Below are 15560 nucleotides of genomic sequence, written 5' to 3' on the forward strand. Positions count from 1 at the left end.
CGGCTGCTCCCGGAACGCGATGGACTACTCATATGAACGACCGGCTGAAGCGACCGCTCGGCTCCCGGAGATCGCATGGTTGATCGAATGAACGACCGGCTGAAGCGGCTGCTCGGCTCCCCGGAGACCGCATGGCTGGTCGAGCGGGCCCGCCGCCGCCTCGAACAGGGCAGGCCGCTGACCGGGACGGTCACCCTGGGCGCGGCCTCGCCCAACGAACGCCGCGCGATCGAACGGCTTCTCGGTCGCCGCGCGGGTACCGGCACCTCGCTGTCGGTCTCCCTCGACGAGGTTGACCGCGTCCTGCGCTCCAGCGGTGCCTGCCACGACGGTCTGGCCGCCGCCGTCGTCGTGCTGCACGGCCCCGTCCGTGACCTCCCTCGTGAGAACGCCGAATGGGAGGCGGCCTGGCGTGACGCCTGCGCGAAACTCGACGCGGTCGTGGCAGCCCGCCCGGAGCTGCACGGCTGGCGCTCGTGGCTGGACTCGACCGGCCAGGTACGGCGGAGCGCCCCCGGCCCCGGCGAGGCCCGCGTCCTTCTGGACCAGCTCGCCGAGGTGCTGCGCCGCCTGCCGTCCCCGGGTATTCCGATCGGCCGCCTGGCGGCCGAGAGCTGTGGTGACGCGCACGCCCTCGATGAGGGTCGACCGCTGGCCACGCAGGCGATGTCGGCTGCCCGTGCCCTGGGCGGCCTGCCCTACGCCGGCGAGGGCACGGCCGACGCTCGCAGGAAGGCGTGGGCCGCCGTCGGGGTCCACCTCGACGATCTCTCGTCGACCGTCGTCTGCCTGGGACTGCCTGGAGACGACCGCACTCCCACCGGACGCATGCTCGCGGCCGCCCGTGAGGCGGGCGAGCCGTGCGTGCTCACCCTGCGTCAGCTGTGCCGCCACGAGACACCCATCGCCGCGGGCCTGGTACGGATCTGCGAGAACCCCGTCGTGGTCGCCGCCGCCGCGGACGCGCTCGGACCGCTCTGCCCGGGGCTGGTATGCGTCAGCGGCAGACCTTCCGCGGCCGTCTGGCGGCTCCTCGACCTGCTCGCCGCCGGAGGAACCGGCTTCGTCTACCACGGCGACTTCGACTGGGGCGGCATCGGTATCGCCGCAGCCGTTCACGAGCGAGTCGGGTGGCGGCCGTGGCGCTATGACGCCGCCTCCTACGAGGTGACGCCCTCGCGGGCCCCCCTCACTGGCCGCCCGCGCCCGACGCCCTGGGATCCGGCGCTCTCGGCCGCGATGCTGCGCCGGGCCGTACGTATTGAGGAGGAACTGGTGCTGGGAGACCTGCTCGCCGATCTGGCCGCGGACCTCTGACTACTGGCAGGCGTCCAGGGGACGGTCCACCGCCAGGAACTCAAGGGCGCCTGCGGTGTGGCGTCCGCTGATCATGATGGCGCCCAAGAGGGTCAGGAGCTTCCCTCGGGGATCTTTGGACGGGTGTCCAGCACGGCCTGGTCGGCCGCGACCAGGCCGGCGATCCAGCCCTCGCGGTTGTTGATCGCGCTCGGGCCGAACGTGCCCAGTTTGGGGAAGAGCTGCTCGACCTTGTCGTCGACCGCCTGGTTCCTCGCCGCCAGCACCGGCAGCAGGTCCCTGCCCGTCTCGGCGGACGCCTGCTGGACTGCCTCACCGGTGACGTCGAGCAGTCGCTCCCCGATCCGCTGGGCGTAGGCGGCCAGGAACGACTGCCTGAACGAACGGGTACGCGAGCGGCCCGAGTGGTCCCGACGGGAACCGGCACGGGTCATCGCGGTGACCGCCTGCACCAGCAGGGAGGTGAACAGCACCTCCACCGCGTGCAGGTCGGGCCGGAAGCCCAGCACCGTGGCGAACCCCAGCTCCCTGTGCCAGATCGAACGGCAACGGTTGGCCGAGGCCACCGCGTTCAGCAGCATCAGCTTGGGTACTTCGTACGGCGCGTCGATGCTCAACCGGCGCTCCTGCGGCTCCTCGGCGCCGGACCGGCCGCCCGATTCCGCCGCCAGCATCGCGGCGTCGATGCTGTGCCGGGCCATCAGCGACTGGGCCGCGGCCGTGAACGTCTCGGCCTCGGCCTCGAACTCCGTCGACTCGGCCTTGGCCAGCAGCGCCCGCACCCGGGTCAGCATCCGCTCATCGACCGCCCGGCCCGGGGCACCGTTCGTACCCGGGCCGGGGCTCCGCCTCGCACTCAACCGACTACGCTCGCACCTGCTCGACCAGCGCCCTGTGGAGGAGGATCTCTTCGGGAGTGGTCCAGAGATATCCGGGACGGATGACGCTCACCGGCGTTCCGGGCTCCAGCTCGCCGGCCAGGGGTTCGTGCAGCGCGGGGTCGAAGCCGGACTCCTCGCCCACCGTGCCGATGGGGTGCAGCGCCTGCCCCGCGACGAGGCTCCGTACCCGCTCAACGATGATCTCCGGGGTGGCCCTGCCGGTCACCATCTCCTCGATCTCGGCGGCGAGACCGGCGAGCGCGCGGACGACATCGATCTGGAGCCGGCGCTCCTGGGTGGTACGGAGCTTGATCGCCCTGTCGTTCGCGCTCTGCAGGTCCCGTTCGAGGCGTTCGCAACGCTCGGCGAGCACCCGTGCCCGCTCTTCCGCCGCCTCTGCCGTCCGCGAGGAGGACTTCCGGTCTTCTGCCGCCGCGGCCACGTCGGCCGACCGCGAGGAGGATTTCCGGATCGGCGCGGATGTCTCCGGCCCGGTCGCCTTCGCGCCGGCATCTGCCGGAGGAGCCGCAGGAATCTCCGGGACCGCGTCGGGAACCGCGGAGAAAACCGTGGGAGCCACCGGGGAAATCTCAGTAACCGGAGGAGCCGTCGCTTCGGCTTCGGCCTGAGAAGCCTCGGGAACCGGGATATCCATCGCTTCGACGTCGACCGGAGAAGCCGTCGTTTCAACGTCGGCCTTGGGAACCGGAGAAGCCGTCGTTTCGGCTTCAACCGGAGGAACCGTCATTTCGACTTCGGCGGAAGGATCTGGAGAATCGATCACGTCCTCGGCCGGACGCGGCCACACCCATCTGTATGTGTTCGCCCTGAAGCGCACGTCGTCACGCTTGGCCAGTTTCGCCTGCACGCCCCTCCACGCCCGGTCCACCGCCGCCGGCTCTAGGCCGAGCTCGACGAGGAGCTCCTTGATGGCCTGGGCCTTGAGCCCTTTCGAGCTCTCACGAAGGAGCTCCACAACCACGGCGACGGGATCGGAGGTGAACCGCTCGATGAGGGCGGGCAGGTCCATCAGGAACTGATGCCGCCGGGTGCCTGCGATGGCCAGCAGATTCTCACCGCCGAGCCGTACGTTCTCCTCTACTGCTCCATTGTCGTTCCACTGAACTCTGGCGAGGGTCCCGGTGCGTGAAAGCACCGTCCCCACGCGGAGTCGCTCATCCGGACCCTGCGGCCTGCGCACCGCGACTTCTACTCGATCCACGACACTCACTGTATGGGCATCGACTCGGCCCGGAGCCCCCAGGTCTCCGGGCGTGGCGCCCTTGGTCGGGTCGTTGCGACGCTGCCGTCAGCCGGCGCCGGTCGCAGAAGCTTGGCGAGGCGCCCGGCGGGAATGCCCCGGCCGAGTGTTCCGCGTTCGACCAGCTGATCGACGCCCGGCCACCCGGGCGATGATCCGGCACGGTTGTTTCGCTCTGCCGGCACCACGGCCCCACCCCTGCGATGATCCAGCACGGTCGTTTCGCCTCCGCCGGCACCACGCGGCCTCACCTCGCTTCACACCGTACGAGGTGATTGTTCCTTCAGGACGGCAAGGGCACCTGCGGCGTAGTATCCGCTGATCATGATGCCGCCCGAGATGACCGTGCCGGACGTCGATCGCTCACCGGCGAGCCCGTCAGCACGGTCGACGTCGGCGACGATCAGTCCTCAGAAGGAGTTCACGATGAACGCGATCACCGTCATGACCGGCGCGGGAATCTCCACCGAGTCCGGCATCCCCGACTATCGCGGACCGAGCGGGCTGTGGCGCGCCGATCCGGACTACCAGAAGCTCGTCAGCATCGACTACTACCTGGACGACCCGGACATCCGCCGCCGCTCCTGGCTGTTCCGCCGCGACAGCCCCGCCTGGAGCGCCGAGCCCAACCCCGCCCACCTGGCGCTCGTGGAGCTGGAGAAGGCAGGGAAGCTCGACCGGCTCATCACGCAGAACGTCGACGGCCTCCACCAGAAGGCCGGATCCGATCCCGGGCGGGTGCTGGAGCTGCACGGCAACATGTTCGGCGTCGTCTGCACCGGCTGCGCCGCCCGTTCGACCCTGCAAGAGGCCGTGGACCGGATCGACGCGGGCGACCCCGACCCCGCCTGCCTGGACTGTGGCGCGATCCTCAAGACCACCACCGTCATGTTCGGCGAAGCGCTCTCCGCCGAGACCACGACCCGGGCGATCCAGGCGGCCGAACAGTGTGAGGTGTTCGTCGTGATCGGCACGTCGCTGCAGGTGCAGCCGGCGGCCTCGCTGGCCCGGATCGCGGTGGAGTCAGGCGCTCGCCTGGTCATCGTCAACGCCGATCCCACTCCCTACGACGAGCTGGCCACCGAGGTGATCCGCGACCCCATCGGCGTCGCCGTCCCCCGCCTCCTCGCCCGCCTCTCCCAGGAGTAACCCAGTCTCAGCTCCGTTCCCCCCGGCACCTGGGCCATCGCGACGGCCCAGGTGCCGGATCCCCTGACTTTCCCTACCGGGGTCGCGATCGCGACGCCTTCTGGCCCTGACCGACTTCCACGGCGCCCGCGCCCAGGGAAGCGGTTCGAGAAATTCCAGGCGGTTGCCGTGAGGATCTTCACCGTGGAAGCGGCGCATGCGACCCGGGTCTGGCCGGCTCCCGTCAGAGCGGCAGCGGGATGCGGTCGAAGAACCAGTACAGGCTGACCGCCACGATGGGGACCGACAGCGCGGCCACCGCCCAGCGGGACGCGGAGGTCCGGCGCAACAGCACCAGTAGCGGGAAGAGCACCGCGATGATCGCGAGCTGCGTCAGCTCGATGCCGACGTTGAAGCTCAGGAGCGACAGGAGCAGCTCCCATGACCCGCTCTCGTTGATGTCCAGCGCGCCCGCGAAGCCCAGCCCGTGCACCAGGCCGAAGGCGAAGACGATCGGCAGCCGCCATTTGCCCAGTTTGTCATCCTCGTGGCCCAGGAGGTTGGCGAGCGCCACAACAATGATCGACGCCGCGATGATCGGCTCGACGATCTCTCCCGGGACGTCCACGACTCCCATCGCCGCCAGGAGGAACGTGATGCTGTGGGCGACCGTGAAGGCGGAGGCCGTGACGACGACGTCGCGGAGGCGGCGGGCGCCGATGAGCAGGGCGATCAGGAAGAAGATGTGGTCGAGGCCGAGCACCAGATGCTCGGCGCCGAGCAGGAAGAACTCCCCGATCTGATCCGAGGCCCGGCGCTCGCCGATCCGCAGCGTCGGGTCCTTGGCGACCAGGACCGCGGAGCCCTTCGTACCGTCGAGCTCGTACCGGACGAGCGTCTCCGTGTTGTGGACGAAGCTCTCGGCGTCGGGGAACAGCGCGCTTGAGATCGCGTGGGCTCCCCCGGCCTCGCCCTCGCAGGCGTAGGCGTAGGTCAGCACCGCGAAGGCCGCCTTGTCGCGGACGTGTACGTCCGCGTCGCCCACCATCGTGGGCGCGCACGGCCTGTCGTCGTACGCCACGGCGAAGCGGCCCGTGACGTAGTCGGTCACGGCGTCGCGGTTGATCGTGAGCTGGCGGAGCTGCTCGGTCCGCGCCTTCGCCTCGTAGGCCTCCGCGTAGAGCCAGGCCGACTTCATGAGGAGGTCGTACTCGAGGTCGAGCACGACCCTGACGTCCGCGCCCGTGCCGGTCACCTCGGCGTGGGCGCTCGTGGTCGCTTCGTGCGCCGCCGCAGGAGCGGGGTGCACCAGGTCGGCCAGCACGCCGCCGAGAATGACGGCGAGGATGACGGCGGACAGCCAGCGCCTGCGGGGCATGTCTCGTTTCTCCAGTTCGGGGGTGAATGCCGCCCCGGACTCGGTCCGGGGCGGCGGCGATTGGTCAGCGGTTGGCGGTCAGCGGTCGAACCAGCGGTACATGGGCGAGTTCGGTCCCCACGTGCCCGGGCGGCCGTGCTTGTCCTTCGTGACGAAGATGCTCGGCTCGGAGGCGGTCATGCCGCCGCCGGTGGAGCGTGCCGTGACGAACCAGGCGTAGGCCGTGTCCTCCTTGAGCCGGTTCCAGGTCACCGAGGCGACCTGACCTGAGGCGACCGTGCTCTTGCCGATGGTCCGGGTGGGCTTGTAGAGCGCCAGCGAGTCGGTCTGGAAGCTCGTCGTACGGGAGGTGAGATCGACCGGCAGCACCATGTTGTCCTCGAGCCCGTTGTAGCGGTGCAGCGGGTCGAACTCCATGGCTCCGAAGTCGTTGAGCAGCGGGGAGTAGGTGTCCACGCTCAGCTCCGCCCGCTTGACGTTGAACTGCAGCAGCCGGAAGAAGCTCGCGCCGAACTGGAGCTGGTCGGCCGGGTTGTATCCGCCGATCTCGGTGAGCCCGAGACGGTCGGCCGACACCGTGTAGAACTGGTAGTCCGCCAGCAGCTCGACGACGCCGTTGCCGACCTGGCCCACCTTGGGCTTCACGTTGGTGCCCACGCCGTGCTCGTGTCCGGCGAGGATGAGGAAGACGTTCGCGTTCTTCTCGACCACCGTCTTGTAGAGCATCGAACCGTCGGGGGCGGAGAATCCGGCGCCGCGCCCGTCGGGGTTGGTGCTCGGCACGAGGTAGTCGTGCGAGAGCAGGATGCCGTTGCGGTTGGGGAACTTCTTGAAGACGGAGTCGGCCCATTCGGCCTCCTCCCTCGTCACGCCGTACGACAGGCCGACCACGACGAAGTCCAGTCCGCCCGCCGAGAACAGGTCGTAGTGGTTCTGGTTGTCGCCTTCCTTCCACGGGCCGCCGTACTTGGCGTGCTGCCAGCCCTGCGACACTGTCTGGTACCGGCCCGGGCCGTAGTACTTGTTGTATATGGCGTCCGGCCCGTCCTCGGTGCCCGACTGGTTGTCGTGGTTGCCGGCGATCACACCGTTCGGGATGTTCGCGTCGTCCAGCACGCGCTGCTGCTTCGAGGACACCTCGAACTCGCCGACGACCTGCCGCTGCGTGGCCTCGTCGGCGGGCTTGCGGATGTTGTTCTCGATGATGTCGCCGGTGTGCGCGACGTACGAGATCTTGCGCGCGTCCTTGTTCGCCGTGATCCAGTCTACGACGCCGGCGTAGGCGGACTCCCACACCGCGCGCTCCTCGGCGGTCTCCTGCTCCACCGCGCCCTCGGAGATGTACTGCGTGTCGGTGTAGTGGACGATCGAGAAGTCGTACGTGGCGGGGTCGGCGAAGCCGTTCGGGTCGCCGGGCTCGATGTCGTCGGCGAACGGGTCCTCGCCCGTCACCATGACGTGGACCTGCTGCTTGTCGACGTACTCCCCGTCGACGACGGCCGTGAGAACGGTCTTGCCGCCGGCGGCGCCCCGGGTGCTCGTCAGGAGGTCCCACGCCGTGGTCTTCGTGTTCCACACCCGCAGCGACGCCAGGCGCTCGGGGTCGATGGCGCCCTCCCAGCGCAGGACCGGCGAGTCCACGTGGCCCTTCACCTGGACGTCGTACCGCTGGTAGATCAGGTCCCGGCCGGCGGGCGCGTCGAGGGTCCTGCCGTCGGCGGGATCGAGCCCGTCGGTCTTGACGCGCCTCTCGCCCGGGATCCGCAGGGTCGTGGGGACGGACGGGGCCGTGCCCTGGAACACCTCGTCCGGAGTCAGGATCTCGGCCTCGGAGAACGTCGCCGTCACCTTGCCGCCGTCGGGTTCGGCCACCTTCGCCGAGAGCCTGACGGGATCCGACACGTTGGTGGTCCCCACCGCCGGGGTCAACTCGGTGGGGATGTCCGGGATGCCCGCGGATTCGAACACGATCTCGCGGGTCAGGGTGTTGCCGAGCCCGTCGGTGCCGGTCACGGCCAGGGTGTGCTTACCGGCCTTCAGGCCCGGGCCCACCTGGGCGCCCAGGGCGATCGGCCGACCGTCGAGCTTGACGTCCGGCCCGGACACGACGCTGGAGGCGTCCTCGATCTTGACATCCAGCACGACCGAGGCGGTGATCTTCTTGTTCGCGGCCGGGACGCTCTTGACGACCTGCGGCGCGGAGTTGTCGGTGATCAGGAGGCGGGTGGCGATCTCACCCGTGGTCGACTTCGCGGCCAGGGTGTGCTTGCCGTCCTTGAGGGCGGTGGTGTCGAGGTCCGCGCGCAGGCCGCGGGCCGGAGCGTCCACGAGGAACTCGAGGTCGATCTCGGTCAGCGGGTTCACGGTGTCGCCGCAGTTGCCGTCGCCCATGCCGTACGAGGCCTTGAGCATCTGGCCGGTTGCCGTGCCCTGCGCCGGGGTGAGGGCGATGTTCGAGATCGTGAAGTCGTCGCGGTTGTTGCCGCAGGACGTCGGGAAGGTGCCGGTCACGAAGTCGACCGTGTTCCAGCCGGGCACGAGGAACTCGTTCGGGATCGTGAGGTCGACGCGCCGGCTCACGAAGTCGCCGTCGAGCACGACCTTCTGGCCGTTGACGAGCACGAAGTTCTGGTAGCGCGCCTCGATCGAGTTGGTGGCCACGTTGAAGCTGAGGGTCGCGTTGCCCGAGCCGAGCGTCTCGATGACGTGCGCCGCCGGGGCGTCGATCGTGTAGCGCAGCTCGGCCTCGCGGAGGAGGGTCTGGTTGTCGCCGCAGGCGCCGTCGCCCATGGCGTACGACGGTTTGATGTCCTGGCCGGTCACGGTGGCGCCGTCGAGGGCGAGATCGAGGTTCGCGATCGCGAAGTCGTCGCGGTTGTTGCCGCAGGACTCCTTGAGGTCTCCGGTGACGACCTTGATCGTGTTGTCGCCGGGCACCAGGAACCGGGCCGGGACCGCGACGGTCACGCGCCGGCTCACCCAGGAGCCGCCCAGGTCGATGCGCTTGCCGTTGACGAGCAGGAAGTTGTCGAACCTGTCGTCGATCGAGTCCGCGCCCACGTCGAAGCCGAACACCGCGGCGCCGTTGCCGAGCGTGGCCTTCGTGGCGGGTTCGGCGTCGTCGACGGTGAGGGAGTCGACGCCGCCCTCGCCGGCGGCCGGGACCATGGCGAAGATCGGCTTGGTGCCCGCCACGAGCGTGCCGTCCACGGGCATCAGCCGCGGCGCCCCGGCCGGAGCGTTGTTCACGGTCACGGTGTTCTTGACCGTCACCCTGGCCGCGGTGGTGGCGGTGATGACGTGCTCGCCGTTGGCGAGCGTCGTCGTGTCCACGTCCGCGGTGAGGCCCGTGGTGCCCTGCGGGTCGGACTGGACGAAGAACCTGAGCGTGGCGCGCGTCAGCAGCGAGGTGTTCGTGCCGCAACTGCCGTCGCCGAAGGAGAGGGTGTAGGGGTTGTCCTCGCCGTCCGCGACCTCACCGAGCAGTTCGAGGCCCACCTCCGACAGCACGAAGTCGTCGTAGTTCTGGCCGCAGGAGGACGCGATCGTGCCGACGACGATCTCAACGGTGTTCTCACCCTTGACCAGGCGCTCGTTCGGGATCTCCATGGTCGCCCGCTCGTTCACGTGGTCGCCGATGTCGATCCGGTGCTCGCCGTTGACGAGCACGTAGCTGTGGTACTGCGCCTCCGTCGAGTTCGAGCCGACGTCGAAGCTGAGCTTGGAGACGCCCACGGTCCGGGTGGCGTTGAGTGCGGTGCCGTCGACGGCGAGTTTCGTGACGCTGTCACCGGCCGTGGTCGGGACCGCCACGACCTTTGCCGTGCCCTCGAGGTACGAACCGCTGACGGGGGTGAGCGTCGGAGGGTTCTGGGAACTGGTCGGCGTCGGGCTGGGCCGTCCCCGATCTCGTTCCCCCGGCTGCGGGTCAGCGTACGCCGCCGTCACCAGGCTGCTCACGAGCAGCACCGCGACAGCGGCGGCCGCGGCGAGACGTCCTCGGCTCCGTAAGCCACCGAATAATTTTTGTGCTGCCCTCGGCTGCATCGGGTGCGGTCCCTCCTATTGCGTTCATAAGCACCGATCAAGTGGCTTGCTCTCGGGCGGAAACTTTGGATCGCACGAGTGAACGCTGTGCATGGAGAGACTGAAGAGAAGAGGAAATATCAAATCATTCTGACCATCTGTCATGAGACAGGAGTAAATAGGCCACAAATCGGCCAATAGCCATGCATCAGAGTGCGGAGACGAGGGGAGCACGCCTCCGCAGGAGCGGCACCGCCGGCCGGGACCGGGCTGGACCAGGGGTGCCAAAATGCCCAATCAGAGGTCAAGACCAACGCCCAATTCTTGGCATTCGCCTGCTTACCGGACAAGTATCGGCAGAGGAGAATTAAGAGCGGCATTTAGGGATAAATAGGACTTTCCATCCACGCGTCGAGAGGATTCGATGATGATCACCATCGACATTCCCATCTGGGCCGCCCGCCTGCGCGCACAGCGGCGTGCCCACCTGTGGAGCCGGCGGGAGCTCGGGAAACAGATGGCCGACGCCTCGGACGAGTCGACTCGTGATCGTCTGCCTGGCCAGGAGGATCTCGCGGGGATGGTCCGTTCGTGGGAGGCCGGGGAGCGGAGACCCGACGAACTGCACGCGGAACTGCTCTGCCGGGCGTTCTGCACCGATGAGACGGACCTGTTCGTCGGGGACGCGGCGGGCACGACGCTCTGGCACCACCTGACGGGCATTCCCCTGATGACGGAGAGCTTCTCGGCCGAAGAGGAGGAGCGCACCGGCCGGGCGATCGAGGATCCCCGGCGGGCCGACGACCAGACCGCGGCCTACTTCGCGACGATCCTGCGAACCTACGCCCTGATGGACCATCACCCGGCCGACCTGGCCGACGCCCTGTCCCCGGTCTTCGACACGATCGAAGGGCTGCACCGCGACGTCGGATCCGGCATCCGTCAGGCATTGCTCCTGCTCAGCTCGCAGGATGCCGACCTGGTCAGCCGCATGCACTACGAGGCCGGCAATCTCAGCGAGGCGCTGGCGTGGTCCGACCGCGCCCTGACGGCGGCGCACCGGGCCGGCGACGAACACCTCGTGGCGTACGCGCTCGCCCACCGGGCCGGCCTCCGGGACACCCGGGACAACCCCGGCGAGGTGATAGACCTCGCCGTCGCCGCCCGCGAACGCGTCGCCCCGCCCGCGCCGCTGGACGCGATGGCCCGCCGTCACGAGGCCCAGGGCCACGCCATGGCCGGAGCCGAGGACATGTGTCATCGCCGCCTGGAGGAGTCCGCGGAGTCACCCGAGACCCCGGACGACGACCTGCCCTACCTGGTCGACTACCCCGCCGGGCTTCCCAACGCGCTGGCCGCCGGGTGCCTCATCGAGCTTCATCATCCCGCCGACGCGATCGAGATCCTGGAGCGGGACCTGCGGGGAGCCCCGGCGGGCTACACGACGGCCTACACCATGGCCCGTCTCGCCCATGCGTACGCCGACGCGTACGAGAGAGAGCGTTCGGCCGCGATCGCTCGCGAGGCCTTCGACCTGTCGCGGCGGACCGGTGCGACCCGGGCCCTGCAGGAGCTCAACCTCATCCAGGACGACCTCCACCGGCGGGTGCACCCGCACTAACGGTGCCGGACGTCCCGCGCCGGGCAGAGAGGTCGCCCGTCCTCAGGAAAGCGGTCATCAGGGAAGCGGTTCGAGAAATTCCAGGCGGTTGCCGTGGGGATCTTCACTGTAGAAGCGGCGCATCCCCGGGAAGTCGTCATCGAAGGCGACCGGATAACCGGCCTCGTTCAGACGCTTGGCCCACCGGTCGATGTCGCGGACCAGGAGACCGGGATGCGCCTTGCGCGCGGGACGGAAGTCGGCTTCGACGCCCAGGTGCAACTCGATGCCGTGCCCGCGGAACCAGCACCCGCCGCGTACGGCGAGGGCGGGTGGTTTCGGGATCTCCGCCAGGCCGAGCACACCTTCGTAGAAGTCCCGCAGGGCGGGCTCGCTACCGGGGGGACAGGTCAGCTGGACATGATGCAACATCGCAACTCCTCACATATATCTTGATATGAAGATACATATGATCTCGCGCGATGGGCAGAGGACCTGGTGTCCCATCTCTGCCCCACCGGCCGCGTGAGGGGTCTCCCGGCGTCTCCAGCCGACAGGGTTGACGTTCACGCTGTACCTCCTTGCGGAAGGACGATGAACACGTGCGAATGACGGTGATCGGGTGTGGCCATCTGGGCGCGACGCACGCGGCCTCGATGGCGGAGATCGGCCATGAGGTGGTCGGCGTGGACATCGACGAAAGCAAGATCGCTATCTTACGGTCGGGGCGGTCCTGGTTCCACGAGCCGGAGCTGGATGAGATGCTCGCCCGGCACGTCGCCTCAGGGCGTCTGCGGTTCACCACCGACTTCGCCGAGGCGGGCGAGTTCGGGGAGACGCACTTCCTCGGGGTCTCCACTCCCGGCATGGCCGACCGGGACGACTACGACCTGTCGCAGGTGTTCGCCGCGGTGCGCTCTCTCGCCCCGCACCTGCACCGGCCCTGCGTGATCGTCGGCAAGTCCACGGTGTCGGTCGGCACCACGGCGGCGACCCAGGCACTGGTCCGGGAGCTGGCCCCGGCGGGAGACGACGTCGAAGTCGCCTGGAACCCCGAGTTTCTCCGGGAGGGACACGCGGTGCGGGACACGCTGCGCCCCGACCGCATCGTCGCCGGAGTCGCCTCCGCGCGGGCGGAGGAGAGGATCCGCGAGGTGTACGGGCCCATCACCGACGCCGGGGTCCCGCTGGTCGTCACCGACCCGGCCACCTGCGAACTCGTCAAGGGAGCGGCGAACGCCTTCCTGTCGATGAAGATCTCCTTCATCAACGCGATGGCGGACGTCTGCGAAGCCTCCGGTGCCGACGTCTCCGAACTCGCCGACGCCATCGGCCTGGACTCACGGATCGGCAGGGCGTACCTGGACGCCGGCATCGGCTACGGCGGCGGCTGCCTGCCCAAGGACACCCGCGCCTTCGCCGCCCGTGCCCACGAGCTCGGCGTGGACTGTGCGGCGGACCTGCTTCGCGCGGTCGATCGGATCAACGCCGGCCGCCGGGACCGGGTGGTGGAGATGGCCGTCAAGGCGTGCGGCGGCGATGCGTCCGGCCGCCGTGTCGGCGTGTGGGGTGCGGCCTTCAAGGTGGGCACCGACGACGTGCGTGACTCCCCCGCCCTCGACGTCGCGGCCCGGCTCCACGCGCTCGGGGCGACGGTCACGGTCTACGACCCGATGGCGGTGAAGAACGCTCACGCCGTCCACCCGCAGCTCGGCTACGCCGACGAGGCCCTGACCGCCGCCGCCGGAGCCGACATCCTGCTGACCATGACCGCCTGGCCGGAGTTCCGGGCCATCGACCCCGGCGCGGTGTCCGAGGTCGTGAACCAGCGGGTCCTGATCGACGCCCGCAACGCCGTCGAGGTGCCCCGATGGCACGAGGCCGACTGGACGCTGCACCGGCTCGGCCGCACGTAGCGCTCCGGGCCTCCCCTCCATCCGAGCCGGGATTCGAGCTCCTCGGGAGCCGGGTCGAAACCACGAAGGAGACAGCACATGTCAGACACGGCAGGCACGGAGCCGGTGACCGAGCTGGACGCCCGGTTCAGCAGCGACGGCGCGACCCCGACGGGGTGGATCCAGGCGCGTGACCAGTTGGAGAACGCGGAGATCTACTGGCTGTCGACGGTGCGCCCCGACGGACGGCCGCACGTCACCCCGTTGCTCTCGGTCTGGCTGGACGGCGCCCTGTACTTCTGCACGGGCTCGGAGGAGCGCAAGGCCAAGAACCTCGCGCGCAACCCGTACTGCGTCCTGACCACCGGACGCAACGCTCTCGGCGAGGGCCTCGACCTCGTGGTCGAGGGCGAGGCCACGAAGGTGAGCGACCACGCCAGGCTCCAGCTCGTCGCCGACATGTACGAGTCGAAGTACGGCAGCGACTGGCACTTCGACGTACGCGACGGCGCCTTCCACGGCGAGGGCAGCAAGGCCCTGGTGTACGAGGTCGTCCCCGTGGTCGTCTTCGGCTTTGGCAAGGGCGACGAGTTCAGCCAGACCCGCTGGCGTTTCTGAGGGAGGGACCGACCGGTCATCCGGCCTGCCCGTGATGTCGTCGAGGCGCTGCCGGTGGCACGATGCCGATCGGACATCGTGCCCGCTCGGCCTGCCCCTGACCTCGATCCACGGCATGCGAGGTCACGGGCATCAGGGGCGTACGGGCCCGGACGGGCGCAGCCGTCCGGGCCCGAACGCCTGCCGATCAGTGGCCGTGGTGCTTGAGGTGGTAGCTCTTGGGCAGTTTGAGGTCGCGGTCGGCCATGACCTCGCGCAGCCGGTCCGGGTAGTCGGTGATGATGCCGTCCACGCCGGCGTCGATCATCGCGTTCATCGTCGGCTTGTCCTCGACGGTCCACGGGATCACCTTGATGCCCAGGCGGTGCGCCTCGTCGACCAGCTTCTTGGTCACGTAGGGCTTGTACGCGGGGTCGGTCACCATGCCGCCCTCGGGGGTGCCGGGCAGCGGTGAGAACGCCGAGGCTCCGAAGGACTTGATGGCCTTCAGCGGGTCGCCGCCGAAGTCGTCGAGGTCGATCCCGCCGAGCCACACCTCGAGGCCGGGCACGCCGTCGTAGACCGGGTTGGTCAGCGCCACCAGGGGCAGCCGCGGCTCGACCTGGCGCATGCGCATGAGGGCGCCCCAGTCGAAGCTCTGGATGGTGACCTGCTTCAGCATCCCGGCCTTGCGGATCTCCTCCGCCGCGACCTGGACGAACTGCTCCCGCGGTGCCGTCTCCGTCGGGGCGCCCGCCTCGAACTTGGTCTCGATGTTCATCATCACGTCTTTGGCGTGATAGTCCTTGACCAGGTCGAAGACCTCACTCAGCAACGTCATGCGCGCCTTGGGCGCCGGGCGCTGCCCGGGAAACTCCGGCAGCGTCTGCGAGCCGCAGTCCATGGTCCTGATCTGCTGGACGGTCAGGTCCTTGATGAACTTCCCCACGTAGGGGAACTGGGGATCACCGGCGGAGACCGGCCCGGTGTCCTTGCACTTGCGGCCGTCGATCTTCCGGTCGTGCGAGACGACCGCCTTGCCGTCCTTGGTGATCGCGATGTCCAGCTCCAGGGTGCTCACCCCGAGCTCGAGCGCGTTCGCGAAGGCGGGCAGCGTGGACTCCGCCACCAGAGCGGCTCCGCCCCGGTGCGCCTGAAGGTCGAAGTCACGCTTGGGCTGGTCGTGGTGACCGCCTCCGGGCCGACCGTGGTGGCCGTCTCCGGGCCGACCGTGATCGCTGTCCGCCGAGGCCATCCCCGGCAGCGCCGCCATCGCCCCTCCGAGTGCCGCGACCGCCGCGACCTTACGCCATGCACGCATGTGCTTTCCGCCCCCCTGCGAGTTGCTTCTGCGGTACGGCCGGGCAGGGATCGCCCGGCCGCCGTCAAAGATCCGGGAGCGGTGCGACGGGCGGGCATACAGAAGTTGCAATTGGGACAAAAGTTGCATGAATGGACGAAAGAAGACAGGGATCAG

11 protein-coding genes are annotated in these 15560 nt (G+C 69.0%); 6 read left to right on the forward strand and 5 right to left on the reverse strand.

Features of this window, described 5'->3' with window-relative positions:
* The first annotated feature begins 75 nt into the window (after positions 1-75).
* Positions 76-1317: a TIGR02679 family protein gene (locus tag CHC08_RS01680; RefSeq protein WP_245878065.1), complete on the forward strand. Its 1242-nt coding sequence runs from the start codon at positions 76-78 to the stop codon at positions 1315-1317.
* Between the two features lie 92 nt (positions 1318-1409).
* On the opposite strand, the gene CHC08_RS01685 is transcribed toward CHC08_RS01680, so the two are convergent.
* Positions 1410-2177, reverse strand: a complete 768-nt coding sequence (locus CHC08_RS01685) for a DUF2786 domain-containing protein (protein WP_218825063.1) — start codon at positions 2175-2177, stop codon at positions 1410-1412.
* A gap of 4 nt (positions 2178-2181) precedes the next feature.
* On the reverse strand, positions 2182-3420 hold the full coding sequence (locus CHC08_RS01690) for a hypothetical protein (RefSeq protein ID WP_143653056.1): 1239 nt from the start codon (positions 3418-3420) through the stop codon (positions 2182-2184).
* A gap of 465 nt (positions 3421-3885) precedes the next feature.
* Here CHC08_RS01690 and CHC08_RS01695 point away from each other — a divergent pair, with 465 nt between their 5' ends.
* On the forward strand, positions 3886-4608 hold the full coding sequence (locus CHC08_RS01695; protein WP_089205406.1) for an SIR2 family NAD-dependent protein deacylase: 723 nt from the start codon (positions 3886-3888) through the stop codon (positions 4606-4608).
* Positions 4609-4831: 223 nt separating this feature from the next.
* Here the strand turns inward: CHC08_RS01695 and CHC08_RS01700 are convergent, their stop codons facing one another.
* Positions 4832-5965, reverse strand: a complete 1134-nt coding sequence (locus CHC08_RS01700) for a HupE/UreJ family protein (protein ID WP_089205314.1) — start codon at positions 5963-5965, stop codon at positions 4832-4834.
* On the opposite strand from CHC08_RS01700, the gene CHC08_RS52850 reads away from it, so the two are divergent.
* Both CHC08_RS52850 and CHC08_RS01710 read left to right on the forward strand, forming a co-directional pair.
* Positions 5859-6185: a hypothetical protein gene (locus CHC08_RS52850; protein ID WP_420823551.1), complete on the forward strand. Its 327-nt coding sequence runs from the start codon at positions 5859-5861 to the stop codon at positions 6183-6185. The genes CHC08_RS01700 and CHC08_RS52850 overlap by 107 nt on opposite strands.
* 4230 nt (positions 6186-10415) lie before the next feature.
* Positions 10416-11612 carry an NsdA family TPR-like regulatory protein gene (locus CHC08_RS01710; protein WP_089205316.1) on the forward strand — a complete coding sequence of 399 codons (1197 nt, stop codon included), beginning with the start codon at positions 10416-10418 and terminating at the stop codon, positions 11610-11612.
* Positions 11613-11669: 57 nt separating this feature from the next.
* On the opposite strand, the gene CHC08_RS01715 is transcribed toward CHC08_RS01710, so the two are convergent.
* Positions 11670-12023 carry a VOC family protein gene (locus CHC08_RS01715; protein WP_089205317.1) on the reverse strand — a complete coding sequence of 118 codons (354 nt, stop codon included), beginning with the start codon at positions 12021-12023 and terminating at the stop codon, positions 11670-11672.
* A 176-nt stretch (positions 12024-12199) separates the two neighbouring features.
* On the opposite strand from CHC08_RS01715, the gene CHC08_RS01720 reads away from it, so the two are divergent.
* Together CHC08_RS01720 and CHC08_RS01725 are read left to right on the forward strand one after the other, a co-directional pair.
* A complete protein-coding gene (locus tag CHC08_RS01720) occupies positions 12200-13507 on the forward strand; it encodes a UDP-glucose dehydrogenase family protein (RefSeq protein ID WP_218825084.1) in 1308 nt (435 codons plus the stop codon).
* A 78-nt stretch (positions 13508-13585) separates the two neighbouring features.
* The gene (locus CHC08_RS01725; RefSeq protein ID WP_089205319.1) at positions 13586-14104 is read left to right on the forward strand and encodes a pyridoxamine 5'-phosphate oxidase family protein; all 519 of its coding nucleotides are present in this window, start codon (positions 13586-13588) and stop codon (positions 14102-14104) included.
* A gap of 187 nt (positions 14105-14291) precedes the next feature.
* On the opposite strand, the gene CHC08_RS01730 is transcribed toward CHC08_RS01725, so the two are convergent.
* Positions 14292-15404 (reverse strand): glycerophosphodiester phosphodiesterase family protein, encoded by a 1113-nt coding sequence (locus tag CHC08_RS01730; protein ID WP_089205320.1) that lies wholly within the window; start codon positions 15402-15404, stop codon positions 14292-14294.
* Positions 15405-15560: the final 156 nt, after the last annotated feature.

It is taken from the genome of Streptosporangium subroseum, from assembly GCF_900188345.1.
In the GTDB taxonomy this organism is placed as follows: domain Bacteria; phylum Actinomycetota; class Actinomycetes; order Streptosporangiales; family Streptosporangiaceae; genus Streptosporangium; species Streptosporangium subroseum.